The following is a 22,927-nucleotide window of genomic DNA, read 5'->3' on the forward strand; positions in this document are numbered from 1 at the left end:
GTGACCCTATGTTGGCGCTGGATTCCCGCCTTCGCGGGAATGACGACCACATACTCTTTCCCGTCTTCACTCCCGTCATTCCCAGCTTCACTCCCGTCATTCCCAGCTTCACTCCCGTCATTCCCGCGAAGGCAGGAATCCAAACTGACTCACCACCAGAACCATACTGCCCGGTGCCCCCTCTAGCCTTGTCATCCCCGAGTGTCCCCTACAGAGCCCTGCAAATAGAACTTTTCTCCTGTCTGAAGGTCAAACAACAAAACAACTTCAAGCAGTCCTTAGGGAGAGAGATTGATTATGGATGGCCAGATTGGTGAAAAAACAGACAGCTCTGCTCTTAAGAGATACGTGCCTGATGGACATGTGCCAGCCAAGCCATCATCGGAGGAAAAAGAAAAGAGCATAGAAATCTGCTACCAGGTGACGTCCAAACTAAAGACATCGCCCTCTCCGTTGACAATGCCTGACAAAGCGAGAACCGTATCCTCAACGGATTCCTCACTGCAAAAAAATCCTCATGCCTTCGATTTTCGTTTTGTCGCCCATGATGATGAAGTTCGACAGCTTTTAATTGCCCGGACCGGCGATGAACATCAGGATGTCACCCTCATTTCTCACCCCGATGACCTCTCACAGGCTAATCTGGTGACCCGGTTAAGCATTTCCGGCGACGGTCGCCAGACTCTGCGTTCAGGCAAGCTGTTTGAGGCTTCACAGCCATTAACCCTGGTGATAGATATCCGAAAACTCAGCAGCGATGAGCTACCAAAATTTAACGACCTGCTGGACCCGGATAACCCCTGTCTGTATGACAAAGTCAGTCAGCAGAAACGCCCTCTGGGACCCCATGTTTCTCTGCTGGTCCTGGCAGACCCCGGGCAATTGGCAGCGGTTGGCCAGCATGGCGATGCGCCCGCAGGCGGCGCACCGGGTGCAGACTTCTGGCGGCGAATTAATCGACCGGACAATACCTGGCAGTTTGACACAAAAACCAGCAATGAGCCGTTGATGGAAACCGACGAGGTTCCTCCGGTATTGGCTGAATTCCCTTCTGCCGAAAGTGCTATAGACGGCAATACCCTTCTAATTGACTGCCACTTTCACAATAACTGGCGACAGTTGCTGCTGGGCGGCCCCGGAGTCGATAAACAGGGGCGAATCCAGCACACCCCCGGCAGGCTTGAGTCATTAAGGGCTGGGCAACGGGTAATTCTGAAAGGGGCCGACTGGGAGGACCTGGCCTTTGAACAGACGATCCGACAAATGCTCGCGCAACAGTGTTTTGAGAGCAACGGGAAAGTCTGTCAGTTACCGGACGATGTTCAGTTTTATCAAATGCCGGTGGAGAATGACGAGCTTCATTCACTGTTCCAAAGCCTGTCCTACTCTTTTGACAAACACGATGAGGAAGGACTTTCCCCCGACGCACCACGAAACCCGATCATCATTAACCAGAGCAATATCAGGGAATGGCTGAGCCCGATTAGCATTGCCCCGGAAGGTTATGCCGTCCCTAACAGCTGTCTTTTGGAACAGGTTCGGTCGGGAGGGATCGTCACCGTAACCTCTCCCCTCACTGAGGCTCTTTGGTTCCGTTTGCTGGGCTCACTGCAGACCATTCGCGAAACGACCGGCATGGAGCCTCGGCTTCAGGTGGTCAATTCAAGGCAACAACCGGAAGCCCTGGGATTGACAGAAAATGATGAGTGCCCTCTGCCCGGGAGCCATCAGCAAGATAAAAAAGGCAGGAATCAGGCCGCTTTTAGTACCGTCACTTACCAGCATCATGCCCAGGTAAGTCAGTGGATAAAAGATCACCTGGAAGCCCCTTTGATCATTCAGGTTAATGACCAGACCAGCCTCAGCGAGCTATTTGATGAGATCCATATCGCCTCGGAACTAAAGGCCCATTTCAGGCGACGCCAGAGTCAATTGCAGGAGGCATTAACGGCTGGCAAGCCGGTTGTAATGCTGGGTCTCGAGGGTAACCCAAGCCTTCAGCAGCTGTTGGAGCCCCTGATTGTCGGGCAACCTCTGATGGTGAATGGCCAATTACAGGCCTACCCACAGGCTCATGTCACAATACTTTGGCCTGAGTCTGCGAACAGCCCATCTTCAGTATTCGGTTCGATGGTAGCCGCAGCCACCCCTTGTCCTGAGATCGATATCTGGGGTATCAATGTCCTCAGGCATAAAATCTCCCGGACTGAGCTGCCAGAACAAGCGCTTAATGAACTTTACGCAGCCTTTAGAACCGTACCTGCTGACCTTTGTAACCCTCTGCCTGAAATGACCGAAGGGTTATTGAATAACCTGATTCTGGCCGCCAGGCGAGCACAGCAGGTTGACCAGTCGCCACATCTCCTGCCCTGCCATTGGCGCAAGGCAATCAATAGCGTCATTACCCATGGCACCCGGCAGCACCCCTCCGTGCGAGATTTTATGAAAGTGGCCTGTTGGCAATTGTTACCCGATAAGACGCCGGATGAGGATCAAGCCGCCTCGGTAGATCCGGATCAATTAAATGACATCATTAGTAGCACCCTGCAGTTGGATAGAACGTTTGTCGAGCAGAACCTGTGGCCTCTGGCCAGAGCCTTTGACCCGGCAGTCTTTAATGGCGACTTACAGCTGTCCTTTGAAAATCCATTTCCGCAATGGTACGAAGAAGGAGTCCCGGACAGTTTCTGTGCCATGATCCTGGCCTATGCTCCTGAAGAAAAACAACAGGCAATGGCCTATCAGCTGGAAGTTGATCCGAAGGCAACAGAGCCCTGTCAATCGTTAGCCATCAGACCAACCAGACAGATTAAACGTTTACAGGATGCACTGGCCTCTGGCTGGCAGTTGTCCTTGCCGCTGGGGCAGACCCGATCCGATGCCATTCAGGCTCTGGCCAGCGATTGTTTTCACATAGCCAGAACAGCGAATTCCAGGACAGAAGGCATTGAACGTGTAGAACAGCGACTGTCTGAATCACTGAAATGGACCAGCTCCATTGATAAGCCCTTGTCAGCACTGGCCCGGGATCTTTATCACGGCGAGACGAGTCAGAAGGATCGTGAAAATCGTCGATTGTCGCGACTCCATGAACGATTTGCGGACTCTCCCGTTATATTCCTGCAGGGAGAAACCGGCACCGGGAAAAGTTACTTTTCTGCCAAAATGGCCAGGGCTTCAGGACAGGCCAAGGTCATTTCCCTTGGACCTTCCGACAGCGAACAGACCCTGATGAAACGCTGGCAGTGGCAAGAGCACGCCGACGGCGACCGCTCTATGGCGCAGCAAAACCGGGCGCTGATGGAATGGGCCAAGATCGAATCCGACAAAGACGACGAATACATAACACTGGTGTTGGATGAGGCCAACCTGGCCAAAACCGGATTACTGGCATCATTGAACGGCTTATGGGAACCGGAACCCTGTATTTATGTGAATGGTCATCCTGTCAAGGTCGGCCCGAAACACCGGGTGATTCTCACCGGCAACCCGGATCATTACGCCGGGCGGCAAATGGACCCGGCCCTGAAAGAGAAACTGCCAAGGGCTTACTACCCACGTCTGGACCGGGCTTTCCTTCGGGACAGAGTAGTGGAACCCGCTTTGCTCAGTCATTTGCAACGCCATCAAATAAACGACATTGCACACACTACCACCGGGAGCGTGATGGCTCTCTGGCAATATTATCAGGAACTGTTACCAGAACATGAGTTTACCCCCAGGGATTTAACGGATATCTGCAGCTGGGTGGGTTGGTATCTGGATCGTGCGCTGCCCACCGTTGCCCCTGTTACCTGTGAGCAAATAAACAGTTTGATCCAGCAGAGCTTTAGGGATCTTCTGGGTCCCGAGATCGCCGAGATTTATCAGGATAACTTGCTGGCACTGGAAATCTGGTTTGCCGCCCGCTACCAACTGGACAACACGCTGAGCGACAGAGTTCGTACACAGAACCTCAGGGATATACAGCAGCCCTTCATGCAATTCACTGAAAAAAACCGACCTGAGTTTGATACCTCCGGATCGGCAGTCAGTGAACTGGCGCAACAGCTTGGGCAGGATTTAAGCCGCTGTCAGCAGGCTTATCACCTCGACAGGAAACACGGCGGTCGTCAGGCGACACTGATTGCAGGCCCGGCTGGACGGGGTAAGGATGCCACGCTGAATCTGATGATTGAAAGTGTCAGACAGCAGGCAGAGCAACGGCAGGAATTGATGCCGGAGGTCTTTTACCTGAATGCCTGTGATTGTTCCTGGGAGAAAGTGTGTGAAGCGATCCAGAAGGCAAAAGTCAATGGCGGCATAGTAGTCATTTCGGAAATGAATCTGATCGACAGCCAGCATCTGGAAGGTGAGTTAAACGATATTCTGGCCGGTGACGCCCATCCGGGTTTCCACCTGTTCGCTACCATCAACCCGCCTGAGTACAGTGGCCGAAAACCCTTATCACCGGCACTCAAAGGACGTTTTCGACATTTGCCCATCCGGCAGTACATCCCGACCGAACTGCAGACCATTGCCCAGAAAGTGTTGCCACACAATGAGCAGGGGAAAAGCGTAGCTGAAGAGCTGACCCGGCAGCATTGTCGATTGAGGGCCTGCCTGCAAGAGAAAAAACTGCCGTTGCAGCCCACCAGCCTTGATTTACAGAATGTGGCGAAGGCCATTAACAGAGGGGGTGATTTTACCAAAACAAGACTTCATCAATACCTCAATCAGCACTACAGGCTTTACCTGATGGCAGCCAGAAGAACGCTGGAGCAACTGCCCGGGTCATCGGCTTTTGCCATGGCCAGAGGTAAGCTTGATACTGAGTTTTGCGAGTGGTTCAACCGAACGATACCGGGCATTGATCGCCCCTGGTTGATACAACGCAGCGATCACATCAGTATGGATGAAAAAAACCATGAAATTTTCTTTAACGCTCTTCAGACCGATGAGGAAACCAAAGCGGAAATCATCGACAGGGTAGCTCAGGCCAGATGGCAGGCATCCGGTCTTTCCCTGAAGCCGTATGAGTCAGCCGATATTCTTACCGGGGCAATATACCGTCACTGGCAGCAAAGCTGGTTTGATCGTGAGTTTGGCCAGACGGCTATAAACGCTAATCGTGTATTTCCCCTTACGGAAGAGCAGCAACAAACGCTGAAATTAACGGCTAACCAGCCTTACCTTCGGGAGGCTGATCGGCGGATAAGTGCATGGAACGCCAATCCCGTGCAACTATGGCCTGCATTTTGGCATCAGCTGAGTGATCTGCCGAGCCATCTGGCTGACCATTATGTTGACCAGGCGCGGGCTGCAAAAATCGACGAGGAACAGGCTCCGGCATTGGCTCAGAGCACGAGCCATGAGCCACAACCTGTTAACGAAGCCTTGAGCACTGGCGATGATAACAGGCCTGAAAAATACAATCCGGAAGACCACGAGGAAGAAGCTCTGGCATTGGACCGGAGAACAAGCTACGGGCAACGGGGTAAGTCACAGACTGACAATCATATAATTTTTAACAGGCCGGGCCTTCCTTCCAGAATGTATCGGTGGTGGGCAAAGGATATTTTTGTGTCTGCCGGGGGCGATATCAAATGGATCGATATTAATGATCGACACATGCAGGGGGCCGAAGTCCTGATACCGGACCTGTTACCAGAATCTGACCAGGAAGTGACATTAACCACAGATCAAACGCTGGCGACCTTTGAATGGTCATCGGACGATGGTCGATATGCATTGCCCAGCCTGACGCCTGACGACTATATCGTAGCCCTGCGCATAACACCCGAATTGCCATTTACCCTGGTCAGGGACCGATATACCGGGCTTCACACACTGACAGTTGCAGAAGCCGAAGCCAACCAGATAATTAAATTTGCTTATGTCGTAGAACCCAGGGAGCCTGGCATAAAAACATCCGCTGAAGAAGCCCTATCGGAACAATCAAAACGATTTGACGCCTACTGCTGCGAAGGTATGAAAACAGTGCTGGAAGAACCGTTTGTGGCCACTAAGGACCAATCTGAGGAATTAAAGCAGCTTTTGCAGACAGTGGAAAAAGCCAGAGACAACAGGCAACAAATCCAAGCAATCAAGGACTATTGTGAACAGTTTACCGGTGATTCTGTACCAGCGTACGGTGAAAATTTGTTTCGATTCCTGGTAACACAGCGGCAAGGCAGTTGTCGTCACCGTACGCCTGTTTTTGTCGCTCTTTGTCGTTATTTTGAGATTCCATGCCGACAAATTGTTAACTGCGATCACGCCTTTGCAGAGTATTCGCTGGACGGAGGCCAAACCTGGGAGTTCGTGGATTTGGGCGGGGAGCCTGTCGAGGCAACAGAAATCCTGCCTGACTTCCAGCCCACCCATTGGGCCAGTGGTTGTGGCACTGAGTCAAGGAGGATTAAGAATCTCCTGAAAGGGGCTGATTCGGCACAACAGCAGGCTTTGGCTGAAGCCTGTGGTATCAGCATTGAGGAGCTGAAGAAAGCTCTTGAAACAGGCGGTGCATTGCCAGTAACCGATGATCTGAGCCAAGCCCAAATAGTAAGGAAACTTTGGGAGAAAAAAGATTTAACCGGTTTTGCAACGGGTGTTTCACTATTAGAGTCGCTAGAGGCAGAAGCACTGGGCCCTGACGAGCAGGCATTGGTCGGTGATGTGCGTTACGGCCCTGGGTATACCTATAAACCGATGTCGGAAGCAGTAAAGCAAATATTGTCCGACAGTGACGAAGATCAGGTCACTGATCCACTCAGGTCATTGTATTCAAAAATGATTGTTCAGGGCAGAGCCAGCCCTGACCAGTGGATGAAATCAATAGTGGATATATTGGCAAAGAGTGATGAGGAAACCCCTTCGTTTATCCGCCTTGCCGATGAAGCACTGAAATCGGGTTGGCTTAATCCACTTCCGGACGATGAGAACCCTGTTACGATGACCAGAGAACATCATAATCTGTTGCTGACTCTGGAAAGAATCGATGAACTCAAGGTTAGAGCCGCCCACTGCCTGAAAATGTGGTACAGGAAATTATTGCCCAGAGGAAAGAGTAGCCAGGTATGGCCGCCGGTCTATGAAAGCTTCCAAAAGCAAAAAAATAACGCCTTCTTCATCACTCATTGTCATGATGGCAGTTCGTCACTCCTTGAAAAGAAAATTCTCGATCCATCTATGCAGATCGCCTGGACTGAGGTACCTGAGGGCATTCCGAATATAGAACGAATGTTGGTACATGATCCTGCGTTTGAGCAGTTAAAGTCGGGCAAGGTGAACCGCCGTCCGGTGATTATCTTGGGGAAACCTAACTGGGGCGACGGAGACATGTGTGAAAAGTATGAAGCCCTGTTTCAAAAAGTCAGCAACAGCCCTCGCATGAAGCAGTTCTTCGAAGATGGGAGGATAAATAACTTTTTTGCGACAGATACGCAATATAGCCTGAAAGATAAATGTCGGGAAGCGGTTGAGCAGGCCTTCTGTCATTATCTCTGTGACTTGACACTCTCGGAGGGTGGTCATTTAACGTATTGCTGGGGTAATGCACTCATCAACGGGTCGCATGATCCGGGCAGCTGCTATGGCTCTCGTGACCCATCCTCAGCCAAAGAACTGTATGCCATGATGGATCGAATTGGAAGCTCTTTCGATTTTCAGTGTTTTGTTAAGGTTGACTACTTAAAGCAGGTTCAAAACGCCAGCACCGCCCTGGTGCTCAAACCCCACGAGCTGACAAAAATTGCCAAGGAGTTTTTGCACAGCGTGAATTTGAATTCGCTTTGTGACGCAGTGATGGACCAGGTAGTAGCCGGATCGTGATGAGTTATTCGAGACCAGTGATTTCCCTTTAATGGTTTCGGATAACCCTCCAATAGAACTTTTCTCCTGTCTGAAGGTCAAACGATTAAACAACTTCAAGCAGTCCTCCGGGAGAGAGATTGACTATGCATGATCAGATAGGTGAAAAAACAGACAGTCCTGTTCCTGAGAGATACGTGCCTGATGGACGTGTGCCAGCCAAGCCACCATCAGAGGAAAAGGAAAAGGGCATAGAAATCTGCTACCAGGTGACGTGCAAACTGAAAACATCGCCCTCTTCGGTGGCAATGCCTGACAAAGCGAGAACCGTATCCTCAGCCGATTCCTCACTGCAAAAAAAACCTCACGCCTTCGATTTTCGTTTTGTCGCCAGTGATGATGAGGTCCGACAGCTTTTGGTTGCCCGAACCTGCGATGAACATCAGGATGTCACCCTCATTTCTCACCCCGATGACCTTTCACAGGCTAATCTGGTGACCCGGTTGAGCATTTCCGGGGAGGGTCGCCATACTCTGCATTCAGGCAAGCTCTTTGAAGGTTCAAAGCCATCAACCCTGGTGATAGATATCCGAAAACTCAGCAGCGAGGATTTACCCAAATTTAACGATCTGCTGGACCCGGACACCCCCTGTCTGTACGACAAAGTCAGCCAGAAGAAACGCCCTCTGGGTGAGCATGTTTCTGTGCTGGTTGTGGCAGACCCTAAACAGTTGGCATCGCTTGGCAAGCGTGACGCAGCTTCGCCGGTCGGCGCACCAGGCGCTGACTTTTGGCGGCGCATTAATCGGCCAGGTAATACCTGGCAGTTCGAAGCTCGAATCAGCAATCACCCGTCGATGACTGTCAACAAGGTTCCTCCGGTTTTGGCTGAACTCCCCTCCAGCGAAAGCACTATAGACGACAACACAATTTTAATTAACTGTCACTTGCACAGTCACTGGCGACAGTTACTGATGGGCGGTCCCGGAGTCGATAAACAGGGGCGAATCCAGCATATACCCGGCAGGCTTGAGTCTTTGAAAGCCGGACAACGGGTCATTCTGAAAGGAGCCGACTGGCAGGACCTGACTTTTGAGCAGACGATTCGACAGCTGTTGGCGCAACAGTGCTTTGAAAGCAATGGCAAGGTCTGTCCGTTACCCGACGATGTTCAGTTTTATCAAATGCCGGTTGGCAATGACGAGCTTTATTCACTGTTTCAAAGCCTCTCCTGCTCTGATAATGCACCAGGAAACCCAATCATTATTAACCAGAGTAATATCAGCGAATGGCTGAGCCCTACTGCCATTGCCCCGGAAGGCTATGCAACACCTAACACCTGTCTGTTGGAACAGGTTATGGCGGGGGGGGTCGTCACCGTAACCTCTCCCCTCACTGAGGCACTCTGGTTTCGTTTGCTCGGTTCACTGCAGACGATTCGCGACACAACCGGCCTGCAACCCAAACTTCAGGTGGCTCATTCGAAACAGCAGCCGGAAGCTCTGGGGTTGAATGAACACGACGAATGCCTTTTGTCCAGGCTACAAAATACAATCAGAGATACTGTCGCCGTTAATACCGCCACTTACCAGCAAAATGCCCAGGCAAATCACTGGATCAATCATCAGCCGGAAGCCCCTCTGGTCATTCAGGTCAATGAACAGACCGGCTTCAACCAGCTATTTGATAATATCCATATCGCCTCGGAACAAAAGGCCCATTTTGGACGAAGTCAAAGTAAGTTGCAGAAGGCATTGACTGCGGGTAAGCCTGTTGTGCTTCTGGGACTGGAGACTAATCCAGCGCTTCAGCAGCTTCTGGAACCCCTGATGGTTGGGCAACCTCTGTTGGTGAATGGTCAATTACAGGCCTACCCACAAGCTCGTGTCACACTACTCTGTCCTGAGTCTTTGAAAAGCTCATCTTCAGTATTTAATTCGCTGGTTTCCACGGGTAAGCCCTGTCCTGAAGTCGATCTTTGGGATATCAATGCCGACAGGCATGATATCTCCCGGACTGAATTGCCAGAACAAGCAATTTGCTCACTTTACGAAGCCTTTAAAACCGTACCTGGCGACCTTTGTAACCCTCTGCCTGAAATGACCGAAGGGTTATTGAATAACCTGATACTGGCTGCCCGGCGAGCACGGCAGACCGACCAGTCCCCACAACTCTTGCCCTGCCACTGGCGCAAGGCCATCAACAGTGTTATCACCCACGGCACCCGGCAGAATCCGTCAGTGCGTGATTTTATGAAAGTGGCTTGCTGGTACTTGTTACCGGACAAGGATCAAGCCGCCTCGGTAGACCCGGATCGGTTAAATGGCGTCATCAACAGTGCCCTGCGGCTGGATAGAGAGTTTGTGGAGCAGAACCCCTGGCAACTGGCCCGGGCCTTCGACCCGGCAGTGTTTAATGGCGACTTACAACTGTCCTATGACAATCCATTTCCAGAATGGGGTAAAAGAGTAGTCCCGGACAGTTTCTGTGCCATGATCCTGGCCCATGCTCCTGAAGAAAAACAACAGGCAATGGCGTATCAGTTGGCAGTCGATCCGGCGGCAGCAGAACAATATCAATCGTTAGTCATCAGGCCATCAAGACAGATCAAACGTCTGCAAGACGCACTGGCCTCTGGCTGGCTGTTGTCTTTGCCACTGGGGCAGACCCGATCCGATGCCATTCACGCTCTGGTCTGCGACTGCTTACACATTGCCAGGGGAGAATATGTCACAGAAAACCCTGACGCAGAACGCATTGAACGCATAGAAAATCGACTGTCTGATTCGCTACGGAGGGGTTCTGCTTATAGGCCATTGTCAGCACTGGCCCAGGATCTTTATCACGGCAAGATGAGTCAGGAGGATCGTGAAAGCCGTCGATTATCCCGGCTCCATGACCGGTTTAAAGACTCTCCCGTTCTATTCCTTGAGGGAGAAACCGGCACCGGGAAAAGTTACTTTTCCGCCAAAATGGCAAGGGCTTCAGGACGGGCTGCGGTCATTTCTCTTGGACCTTCTGACAGCGAACAGACCCTGATGAAACGCTGGCAGTGGCAACAACACGCCGACGGCGACCGCTCGATGGTGCAGCAAAACCGGGCATTGATGAAATGGGCCAAGACTCCGTCCGACAAGGATGGACACTATGTCACCCTGGTTCTGGATGAAGCCAACCTGGCCAAAGCCGGATTGCTGGCATCATTGAACGGCCTCTGGGAACCGCAACCCTGCATTTACGTCAATGGCCATCCTGTCAGGGTCGGCCCGAAACACCGGGTGATTCTTACCGGCAACCCGGATCATTACTCCGGGCGCCAAATGGACCCGGCCCTGAAAGAGAAACTGCCCAGAGTTTACTACCCTCCCCTGGATCAGGCATTCCTTCGGGACAGAGTGGTGGAACCTGCTCTGTTCAAGCATCTACAAGAGCACCTGCCGGAGCATCAAATAAACGACTTTGCAGACAGTGCCAGCAACAGTGTGATGGCACTCTGGCAATATTATCAGGAGCTGTTGCCAGAGCATGAGTTTACCCCCAGGGATTTAACGGATATCTGCAGTTGGGTGGGCTGGTATCTGGATCATGCCCTGCCCGCTCGCGGCACTGTGACCTGTGAGCAAATAAACAGTTTGATCCAACAAAGTTTTCGGGATGTACTGGGGCCTGAAATCACCGAGACTCAGCAGGATGCCCTGTCCGCACTGGAAATCTGGTTTGCTGCCCGTTACAAATCAGAGAACACCCTGAGCGACAGAGTTCGTAACAAGACCCTGTCAGATATTCAGCAGACCTTCAGCACAGTCAGCGAAAAAATCCGACCAGACTTTGATACCTCCGGATCGGCAGTCTGTGAGCTAGTGCAACGACTTGGACAGGATTTAAACCGCTGTCAGCAGGCTTATCATTTCATCAGGAAACACGGCGGTCGTCAGGCAACACTGATTGAAGGCCCGGCGGGACGAGGTAAAGATGCCACGCTGAACCTGGTGATTGAAGCTATTAAAAAGCAGGCTGAGCAACAGGATGAATACATGCCGGAAGTCTATCTTCTGAATGCCTGTGATTGTTCCTGGGACAAACTGTGTGAAAAGATCCAAAAGGCAAAAGTCGATGGCGGCATCGTGGTGATTTCAGAAATGAATCTGATCGACAGCCAGCACCTGGAAGGTGAGTTAAACGATATTCTGGCCGGTGACGCCCATCCGGGTTTCCACCTGTTTGCCACCATCAACCCGCCTGAGTACAGTGGGCGAAAACCCTTATCACCAGCGCTGAAAGGACGTTTTCGGCATTTGCCCATCCGGCAGTATAACCCGGCAGAATTACAGACCATTGCCGAAAAGCTGTTGCCAGAGTCCCCGGAATGGACATTCGTCGCTAAAAAGCTAACAGAAAAACATTGTCTTTTAAGGGCTTACCTGCAGCGCAAAAAACTGCCATTGCAACCCACCAGCCGTGATTTACAGAATGTCGCCAGGGCTGTCTTCAGAGGCGGCGATTTTACTGACAGAGCACTTCATCAATGCCTCCATCAACACTACCGGCTTTACCTGATGGCTGCCAACCTATCGCTGGATGAACTGCCCGAATCTTCGGCTCTTGCCCTTGATAAAGGTGAGCTTGATTCCGGCCTGTGCGAATGGTTCAACCGGACAGTACCGGACTTTGATCGTCCATGGCTGATTCGACGCAGTGATCACAACAGTGTTGATGAAAAAAACCACGAAATTTGTTTCAACACTCTTTTGAATGAAGAGGACGCCAAAAAGGAAATCATCAAGAGGGTAGCTCAGGCAAAATGGCAGGCATCCGGTCTATCCCTGAAGCCGGATGAGTCCGACGATACGCTCATCCAGGCACTATACCGACACTGGCAGCAACGCTGGTTTGATCGCCAGTTTGGCTGGGCAGGCGTAGACGGCAATAGTGTTTTTCCCATGACGGAAGAACAGAAACAAACGCTGAGACTATCGGCTTGCCAGCCTTACCTTCAGGAGGCTGATCGGCAGATAAGTGCATGGAACGCTCCTGACCTTCAAGGGTGGTCTGCATTTTGGAACCAGCTAAGTGATCTGACGAATCATCTGGTAGACAATTTTATTAACGACGCATCACAAGACATACCACAAGTCCATGACCAACAGGCTCCGGCATTGGCTCAGGGAACCGACCAAGAGCCACAACCTCTAAACCGGGCGTTGACTATTGACGGTGATAAGGCTCCTGAAAAATACCTCCCGGAAGACCGTGAGGAAAAGGCTCCGGCATTAGACCGGAAAACGAACTATGAGGCTCTGCAAAAGCCACAAATTTACCGCTATATAATTTTTGATTTGCCGAACCATTTTCCCGGGATTTATCGATGGTGGGCAAAGGATATTTATGTATCTGCTGAGGGTGAAATCAAAAGGATCAATATTAGTCATCAGTTCATACAGGGGGCCGAAGTCCTCATACCTGCCCGGTTGCCAGAACAGGATCAGGAACTGATATTAGCCAGCGATCAAACCCTGGCAACCCTGGACATCTCATCCAACAATGGTCAATTTGCATTGCCCAGCCTGACAGTTAACGACTATATCGTGGCCCTGCGAACAGAACCCCATTTGCCATTCACCCTCATCAGGGATCGATACACCGGGCTTCACATACTCTCTGCTCCAGAGGCCAAAGCCAACCAGAGTATCCGATTTGCTTATGTTGTAGAACACAGAAAAGCGGACCAAAAAACACCTGCCGGAAAAGCCCGCCGCGAACGATCAACAGGTTTTGACAGCCACTGTTCAGAAGGTATGAAAACAGTACTCAAGGGACTGCTTGAGAACATTGACCAACAACTACCCGAAATACAACTGCCTTTGCAGAGAATAAAAAGCGCTGAAAACACGAGACAACGCATTGATGCAATCGGGGACTATTGCCGAGAGTTTTCCGGTGCAGCTATGCCAGAGCAAAGTGGCAATTTTTTGCACTTCCTCATAACACAGCGGCAAGGCAGCTGTCGTCATCGTGTGCCTGTTTTTATCGCTTTTTGTCGTTATTTTGGTATTCCATGTCGGCAAATATCTAACCGTACCCATGCCTTTGCAGAGTGTTCTGTGGATGGTGGTCAAACCTGGGAGTCAGTAGATTTGGGCGGGTCGCCTGTCGAGGCAACACAAACCCTGTCTTTCTTCCAGCCCAACAGAAGGGTCAGCGGTTCTGGTTCTGAGTCGAAGAAGATCGGTGATCTCCTGAAAGAGGCTGATTCAGCACAACGGCAAGCTTTGGCTGAGGCCATGGGTATGGGCCTTGAGGAATTGAACAACGTCCTTGAGACAGGCAGTGCATTGCCAGCAACGAACCTGAGCACTTACAACACGGTATTGAATCTCTGGGCGAGAGGAGATTTAACCGGTTTTGCCATGGGTGTCTCAATATTACTGGAGACAGAAACATTGGGCTATTTTGAGAGGAAATTGATCGGCGAACTGGATGACAGTAAAGGTCGTCACAGGCCAATGTCAGAGGCGGTCAAACAGATATTGCCCAAAAGTGATGAAAATCAGGTCACTGAACAACTCAGGTTACTGCACTCAAAAATGATAAATCAGGCTGGGGCCGACCCTGAAGACTGGTTGAATTCAATAACGCATATATTGAAAGAGAGTAACCTGAACAACCCTTCGGTTATTCACTTTGCCTATGAAGCCCTGAAATCGGGATGGCTGGATCCACTGCCGGACTATAAGAGCCTTGTTATGAAAGCCATTGAACATCATCGGCTTTTGGTGCGTCTGGAAGGCGTCGATGAACTGAAGGCCAGAGCCGCCCAGTGTCTGAAAATGTGGTACCGGCGATTATTGACCAGGGGAAAAAATAGCCTGGCATGGCAACGCAATTATAAACGCTTCCAACGGGAACATGGTGATACCTTGTTTGTCACTCATTGTCATGAAGGGTTTTCGCCACTGCTTGAAGAAAAATTGATCTGCTCATCCATAAAGACCGTCTGGACGGACGAACCTCAGGGCACTCCGAATATAGAAAAAATGTTGCTGCACCATCCTGCATTTGTGAAGTTAAACTCGGGCAAGGCAAACCACCGTCCGGTGATTATCGTGGGGCAACCTCACTGGTACGGCGATGTGCTCTATGAAAAGATCGAAGCTCTGATTCAAACAGCCGTTGAGAATAGCCTGAACTCGAAGCAACTGTCGCAAATAAACGAACTAGCCCACCTTGGGATATCTCCTGAGGATGCAGGCTTTTTGAGTGATTCAAAAGAGAGATGCTTGCATGCGTTAATACAGGCCTTCAGTCTTTATCTTTACGGAGTGACACGCTCGAAAGGCGATTGTTTAACCTATTGTTGGGGCGGTGATGCCAACAGGCCGGAATATGGCGCTCATGACCCATCCTCACCAGAAGAGCTGTATGCCATGATGGCTTCTGTTTTCAGCTCTTATTCTTTTGAGAACTCTGTTAAGGATGACTACCTACGGCAGGCACTCAACACCAGTAATGCACTGATACTCAAACCCAATGAGCTGACAAAAATTGCTGATGAATTTTTGAGCAATATGAATTTAAATTCGCTTTGTGAGTCATTAAGAATGTGATCATAGATGACTTCCTTCAATGGCAAAACATAACGATCCAAATGAACTTCTCTTCAATCCGAAGGTCAAATGATCAAACAATTTCAACTTAATCTCTCAAAGGACAGGAGAAGTGGCTATGGATGGTCAGATTGGCGGAGAAATAACCCCCTCCTTTTGTAACAATGGCGTATCCCATAATGGCATGCCAACAGGGAGATCACAGTTCGGTTCACCGCCTAAGATTGAAGGCATCAACCCTGTTGTCACTGTCAAAGCTTATGTATCGTCAACTTCGATGACCTTGTCTGACAGAGCAGGTACCCTTTCCTCAACCAATTCCTCACAGGCAGCCCCTTATTCCTTCGATTTCTGTTTTGTTGCCAATGATGATGAGGTTCGACAGCTTCTGGCTGCCCGAACCGGCGATGAAGGTCGGGATGTCATCCTTATTTCCCACCCCGATGACCTTTCACAGGCTAATCTGGTGAGCCGGTTGAGTATTGCCGCCGACGGTTGCCACACTCTGAGCTCAGGCAAGCTCTTTGAAGGTTCAAAGCCACTAACGCTGGTGATGGATATCCGAAAACTCACCAGCGACGAGCTGCCAAAGTTTAACGATCTGCTGGACCCGGATAATCCCTGTCTATACGACAAAGTCAGCCAGAAGAAACGCCCTCTGGGTGAGCATGTTTCTCTATTGGTCCTGGCCAGCCCTGCGCAGCTGGCATCGGTTGGCCAGAGCTACGAAGCGCCTGCGGCCGGCGCACTGGGTGCTGATTTCTGGCGGCGAATTAATCGACCGGAAAATACCTGGTGGTTCGATGCTCAGACCAGCAATGACCCATCAATGAACATCGACAAGATTCCTCCGGTATTGACTGAATTCCCCGCCGAAAGTGTTTTGGATGAAAGCAATACTGTTCTTATTGACTGTCACTTACACAACAACTGGCGACAGTTACTTCTGGGCGGCCCCGGAGTGGATCAACAGGGGCGAATCCGACACCTCCCCGGCAGGCTTGAGTCATTAAAAGCCGGACAACGGGTCATTCTGAAAGGGGCCAACTGGCAGGACCTGGCCTTTGAACAGACGATTCGTCAGATGCTGGTGCAACAATGTTTTGAGAGCAACGGGAATATTTGTCCGTTACCCGACAATGTTCAGTTTTATCAAATGCCGGTAGGAAATGATGAGCTTCGTTCATTGTTCCAGAGCCTTTCCTGCTCCTGCGACAGAGAAGGTGACACAGAAGGTGAAAAAGGACTTGATAAAGAGCAGGCACCAGGAAACCCGATCATCATTAACCAGGGTAATATCAATGAATGGCTGAGCCCCATTGCCATTGCCCCGGATGGCCATGCAGCCCCAAACACCTGTCTGTTGGAACAAGTTCAGGCGGGGGGAGTCGTCACCGTAACTTCTCCCCTCAGTGAGGCGCTCTGGTTTCGTTTGCTGGGTTCACTGCAGAGGATTCGCGAGAAGACAGGTTTGCAGCCAGGGCTTCAGGTGGCTCATTCAAAACGGCAGCCGAAAGTCCTGGGCTTGGCAGAAAACGATGAATACCCTCTGCCCATCCCATTGGAAAAAACCAGAAATCGCGCTGCCTTTGAAACAGTCACTTATCAGCAACATGCCCAGGCAAGCCATTGGATCAATAATCACCAGCCAGCACCTCTGGTCATTCAGGTCAATGAACAGACCGGCTTCAGCCAGCTATTTGATAATATCCATATCACCTCGGAGCAAAAGGCCCATTTTGGACGAAGTCAGAGTGAGTTGCAGAAGGCATTAACCGCTGGCAAGCCGGTCGTATTCCTTGGGCTGGAGAGTAATCCAACGCTTCAGCACCTGCTGGAACCTCTGGCTGCCGGGCAACCTCTGGTGGTGAATGGCCAATTACAGGCCTACCCACAAGCTCATGTCACCCTGCTCTGGCCTGAGTCTGCCAAGAGCCCGTCTTCAGTATTTAATTCGCTGGTCACCACAGGTAAACGGTGCCCTGAAGTCGATCTCTGGGCTATCAATGGCGACAAGCATCATATCCCCGGAACTGAGCTGCCAGAACAAGCAGTTGATAAACTTTACAAAGCGTTTAAAACCGTACCTGTCGGCCTTAAAAACTCTCTGCCTGTAATGACCGAAGGGTTGTTGAATAACCTGATACTGGCTGCCCGGCGGGCAAAGCAGGTTGACCAGTCCGCGCAGCTCCTGCCCTGCCACTGGCGCAAGGCCATCAATAGCGTCATCACCCATGGTACCCGGCAGCACCCGACTGTGAGGGATTTTATGAAAGTGGCCTGTTGGCACTTGTTACCGGATAAGACGCCGGACGAGAATCAAACCGCCTCGATAGACCCGGATCACTTAAATGCCATTATCAACAATTCTCTGCGCCTGGATAGAGAGTTTGTGAAGCAGAACCTGTGGTCACTGGCCAGAGCCTTTGACCCGGCTGTCTTTAATGAAAAATTACAACTGTCCTATAAGAGTCCATTTTCAGAGCAGAATGAAAAAGAAGTTCTGGACAATCTCTGTACCATGATCGTCGCCCATGCACCTGAAGAAAAACGAGATGCAATGGCGTATCAGTTAGAAGTCGATCCAGCGGCATCAGAGCCCTGTCAATCATTAGCCGTCAGGCCAACAAAACAGATTAAACGTTTGCAGGATGCACTGGCTTGTGGCTGGCAGTTAACTTTGCCATTGGGGCAGACCCGATCTGATGCCATTCAGGTTCTGGCCAGCGATTGTTTTCACATAGCCAGAACAGCAAATTCCAGAACAGAAGGCATTGAACGTGTAGAACAGCGACTGTCTGAATCACTGAAATGGAACAGCTCCTTTGATAAGCCATTGTCGGCACTGGCCCGGGATCTTTATCACGGCGAGACGAGTCAGAAGGATCGTGAAAGCCGTCGATTATCCCGACTCCATGACCGGCTTACAGACTCTCCCGTTATATTCCTTGAAGGGGAAACCGGCACCGGGAAAAGCTACTTTTCCACCAAAATGGCCAGGGCTTCAGGACAGGCTAAGGTCATTTCCCTTGGGCCTTCTGACAGCGAACAGACCCTGATGAAACGCTGGCAGTGGCAACAACATGCCGACGGCGACCGCTCTATGGTGCAGCAAAACCGGGCCTTGATGGAATGGGCCAAGACCGAATCCGACAAAGACGGAGGCTGTGTTGGAAAAGAGTACATTACCCTGGTTCTGGATGAAGCCAATCTGGCCAAAACCGGATTGCTGGCATCATTGAACGGTTTGTGGGAAACGCAACCCTGCATCTACGTGAATGGTCATCCTGTCAGGGTCAGCAAAAAACACAGGGTAATTCTTACCGGCAATCCCGATCATTATTCGGGACGCCAAATGGACCTGGCCCTGAAAGAGAAGCTGCCCAGAGCTTACTACCCACGCCTGGACCAGGCATTCCTTCGGGACAGGGTAGTGGAGCCGACTCTGGTCAGGCATTTACAAAGGCATCTGCCGGAGCAGCAAATAAACGACATTGCACACAGTGCCAGCAAGAGTGTGATGGCACTGTGGCAATATTATCAGGAGCTGTTGCCCGAGCATGAGTTTACTCCCAGGGATTTAACCGATATCTGCAGTTGGGTGGGTTGGTATCTGGATCGTGCGTTATCCAAAGGAGACAGTGTCAGCTGTGAGCAATTGAACAGTTTGATCCGGCAAAGTTTCCGGGATCTACTGGGTCCCGAAATCAGCGAGACTCAACAGGATGCCCTTTCGGCACTGGAAATCTGGTTTGCTGCGCGCTACCACCCGAACAACACCCTGCGCGACAGAGTTCATAACCACACCCTGCCAGACATTCTGCAGGACTTCAGAACATTAACCAAAGAAATCCGACCTGAGTTTGATACCTCCGGATCGGCGGTCATTGAGCTGGCGCAACGGCTTGGACAGGATTTAAGCCGCGCTCAGCAGGCTTATCATCTCAACATAAAACACGGCGGACGACAGGCGACGCTGATTGAAGGTCCGGCTGGACGGGGTAAGGATGCCACGCTGAATATGATGATCGAAAGTGTCAAACAGCAGGCTGAGCAACAGGGAGAGTCCATGCCGGAAGTTTTTCTCCTGAATGCCTGTGATTGTTCCTGGGACAAAGTGTGTGAAGCCATCCAGAAAGCAAAAGTCGATGGCGGCATCGTTGTTATTTCGGAAATGAATCTGATCGACAGCCAGCATCTGGAAGGTGAGTTAAACGATATTCTGGCCGGTGACGCTCATCCGGGCTTCCACCTGTTTGCCACCATCAACCCGCCTGAGTACAGTGGGCGAAAAACCTTATCACCGGCGCTGAAAGGGCGTTTCAGGCATTTGCCGATCCGGCAGTACAGCTCGACCGAATTGCAGACCATTGCCGAAAAAGTCTTGCCGGCGAATGAGCAGGGAAAAATCGTGGCTAAACGGTTGACTGAAAAACATTGTCGTTTAAGGACCTGCCTGCAACGGAAAGACCTGCCCTTACAACCGACCAGTCGCGATTTACAGAATGTCGCGATGGCTGTTAACAGAAAAGGCGATTTTAGCAAAAAAGCACTTCGTCAATGCTTCAATCAGCACTACCGACTTTACCTGATGGCCGCCAAACTATCGCTGGAGGAACTGCCAGATCCATCGGCTATTGCCACAAGTAATAGTGAGCTTGATTCCGGACTTTGCAAATGGTTAAACCAAACAATATCGGACATTGATCGTCCGTGGTTGATACGACGCAGTTATCTCAACAGTACGGATGAAAAACGCCATGAAATGCTTATTGATGCTGATCTGAATGCAAAGGAAGCCAGAACGGAGATCATCAAAAGACTGGCTCAGGCCCGGTGGCGGGCATCCGGTCTTTCCCTGAAACCGGATGAATCGGACGATATCCTCACCCAGGCACTCTACCGACACTGGCAGCAACGCTGGTTTAATCGTAACTTTTGCCAGACAGGCATGGACGCCAATAGCGTCTTTCCCCTCTCGGAAGAACAGGAACAAACGCTGAAATTATCAGCTTCCCAGCCTTATCTTCAGGACGCTGAACAGCGGATAGCGGCATGGAATGACCATGACGTTAAACTATGGCCTGCATTTTGGCATCAGATGGGCGGTCTGGAGAACCTTCGGGTTGACGGTTGCAGTAACCAAGTGTCAGCTGTTGGCGGTGATAACGCTCCTGAACCCTACAATCCGGAAGTCCACGAGAATCAGGCTCCGACATTGGATCGGACAACGGACTATGAATGCCAGGAGATACCACAACTTGAGGATTATAAAATTTTTGAGACAGAGAGCCCTTCCCATATGTATCGCTGGTGGGCAAAGGATATTTATGTGTCTGCTGAGGGTGAGGTTAAAGAGATCGATCTTAATGATAAAGACATTGATGGCTTCGAAAACCTCATACCGGCCCGGTTGCCGGGGCCTGATCAGCAACTGAAATTAACCAGAGATCAAACGCTGGCGACTTTTAACTGGATATCGGGCAATGGTCGACATGCATTGCCCAGCCTGACGGTTAATGACTATATCGTGGCCCTGCGTTTAAAACCTGATGTGCCATTTACCCTGGTCAGAAACCAATATACCGGTCTTCATACACTGTCTGTTAATGAGGTTCAGGCCAACCAGCGTATTCACGTGGCTTATGTCGTAGAATCCAGAAAGCCGGGCAAAAAAACGCCTGCCAAAGGAACCCGTCCGGAACGATCAACATGGTTTGACAGCCACTGTTCAGAAGGTATCAAAACCGTACTGGATGAACTGTTTGCGAAAACTGACCACCCATCCGAAGTAAAGACACTGTTGCGGAAAATAAAATCCCCTATAAACACGCTGCAACGAATCAGGGCGATCACGGACTATTGCCGACTGTTTTCGGGTAAGCTTCAACCAGAGCGCCATGAAAATTTCTTTAAATTCCTCGTAACACAGCGGCAAGGGCGCTGTCTTCATCGTGTGCCTGTTTTTATTGCTTTTTGTCGTTATTTCGGGATTCCCTGTCGAAATATTCAAAACGCTATCCACTCATTTGCCGAGTACTCCCTGGATGATGGCCAAACCTGGAAATCCGTGGATTTGGGTGGAGCACCTTCCAAGACAACAGAAATCCTCTATGCTTTCCAGCCCAACAGAAAGATCAGTTGTTCCAGCGATGAGTCAAAGAAGATTGAGGCTTTCCTGAAAGGGATTGATTTGGCCCAAAAGCAAGCTCTGGCTAAAACCCTTGGCGTGAGTCTGGAGGAGCTGAACAAAGCCCTTGAGGAAAACAGTGCATTGCTGGAAACCCATTCAGGTAATTCCGAAATAGTAAAGAGCCCTCAGCAGGAAAACAATTTAGCCGGTTTTCTCATGGGAGTCTCAATGCTGGAGACATTGGAAACCAAAGCACTGGTCGATCAGGAAATGGACTTTAAACTGATGAGAGAGGCATTAATGCACATATTGTGCAACAGTGTTGAATATCAGGTCATTGAACGACTCAAGTCAATCTATGCGACAGTGATTGATCAGGCCGAAGCAAGCAGTTTAAAGTGGATAATGACATTGCTGCACATATTGCAAGACATCGACATAACCAGACCTTCGGCTATCCACCTGGCACTTGGAGCCATGAAATTGGGTTGGCTGGATCCAGTGCACTTTGACAACCGTTTCTGGGGGTTTGATAGATATCACCAGATATTTGTGCGTCTGGAAGGCGTCGACGAACTGAAGGTTAAAGCCGCTGATTGCCTGAAAAAATGGTATAAGTATGTATTTTTCGGGAGAAAAAGTAGTCCTGCATGGCGGTTGGCTTACAGGAACTTCCGGGAGAGAGAAGGTGATGCCTTATTGGTCACTCACTGTCATAACGGGTTTTCGCAATCTTTTGAAGATATCATTATCGTTCGGTCTTTACGGACCGGCTGGTCGAACGAACCTGAGGGTATGCCGAATATAGAACGAATGCTGATGCACTCACCTGCGTTTCCAAAGTTAATCTCGGGCAAGGCGAACCACCGTCCGGTGATTATCATGGGGCAGCCTTCCTGGAACAGCACTGTGATTAATGAAAGGGTCGAAGCCCTGTTGCAACAAAAAGTTGAGAATAGCCAGGAATTATCAAGGCAGGATCAGAAGCTTTTAGATGATTCAAGAGCCAGATACAGGCAGGCAATTCAGCAGGCCTTTAGTCACTACCTGTATGAAGTAACGCATTCGAAAGGCGGTAGCTTAACGTATTGTTGGGTCGATGCTACCGTGAAGCCTAAAATTGATGACCCATACAAATATGGAGCTCGTGATCCATCCTCACCGAAACAGCTGTATGCCATGATGTCTGAAATCAACAGCTCTTCCTGGTTTCAGGAATATGGCAGGGATGCCTACTTGCGCCAGGCATTCAACGACAGCAACGCTCTGATACTCAAATCCGGTGAGCTGACAAAAATTGCCGAAGAGTTTTTGAACAGCGTGAATTTGAATTCGCTTTATGAGTCACTGGATACACATTGACATCCTCCCCGCCCTAAAGAGGGTGTCGCAAAACCTC

General features: G+C 50.4%; 4 protein-coding genes. All 4 read left to right on the forward strand.

Features of this window, described 5'->3' with window-relative positions; genetic code table 11:
* Positions 1 to 8 precede the first annotated feature (8 nt).
* The 4 genes from ACOJUN_RS03920 to ACOJUN_RS03935 all read left to right on the forward strand — a co-directional run bounded on the left by ACOJUN_RS03920 (position 9) and on the right by ACOJUN_RS03935 (position 22,890).
* Complete coding sequence (locus ACOJUN_RS03920) at positions 9 to 317, forward strand: hypothetical protein (RefSeq protein WP_422135363.1); 309 nt, start codon at positions 9 to 11, stop codon at positions 315 to 317.
* Positions 298 to 7,812 carry an AAA family ATPase gene (locus tag ACOJUN_RS03925; protein WP_422135364.1) on the forward strand — a complete coding sequence of 2,505 codons (7,515 nt, stop codon included), beginning with the start codon at positions 298 to 300 and terminating at the stop codon, positions 7,810 to 7,812. Before ACOJUN_RS03920 ends, ACOJUN_RS03925 begins: the two co-directional genes overlap by 20 nt.
* Positions 7,813 to 7,937: 125 nt before the next feature.
* Positions 7,938 to 15,395, forward strand: coding sequence for an AAA family ATPase (locus ACOJUN_RS03930; RefSeq protein ID WP_422135365.1), 7,458 nt, complete (start codon positions 7,938 to 7,940; stop codon positions 15,393 to 15,395).
* Positions 15,396 to 15,513: 118 nt separating this feature from the next.
* Positions 15,514 to 22,890 carry an AAA family ATPase gene (locus ACOJUN_RS03935; protein WP_422135366.1) on the forward strand — a complete coding sequence of 2,459 codons (7,377 nt, stop codon included), beginning with the start codon at positions 15,514 to 15,516 and terminating at the stop codon, positions 22,888 to 22,890.
* Positions 22,891 to 22,927: the final 37 nt, after the last annotated feature.

Origin of the sequence: Endozoicomonas sp. ALD040 (assembly GCF_049275945.1) — a bacterium.
In the GTDB taxonomy this organism is placed as follows: domain Bacteria; phylum Pseudomonadota; class Gammaproteobacteria; order Pseudomonadales; family Endozoicomonadaceae; genus Endozoicomonas_A.

Excerpts from the sequence above, each read along its gene's own strand:
- ACOJUN_RS03930 (WP_422135365.1), top strand. The coding sequence starts at position 7,938 with ATGCATGATCAGATAGGTGAAAAAACAGACAGTCCTGTTCCTGAGAGA.
- ACOJUN_RS03935 (WP_422135366.1), top strand. The coding sequence starts at position 15,514 with ATGGATGGTCAGATTGGCGGAGAAATAACCCCCTCCTTTTGTAACAAT.
- ACOJUN_RS03920 (WP_422135363.1), top strand. The coding sequence starts at position 9 with ATGTTGGCGCTGGATTCCCGCCTTCGCGGGAATGACGACCACATACTC.
- ACOJUN_RS03925 (WP_422135364.1), top strand. The coding sequence starts at position 298 with ATGGATGGCCAGATTGGTGAAAAAACAGACAGCTCTGCTCTTAAGAGA.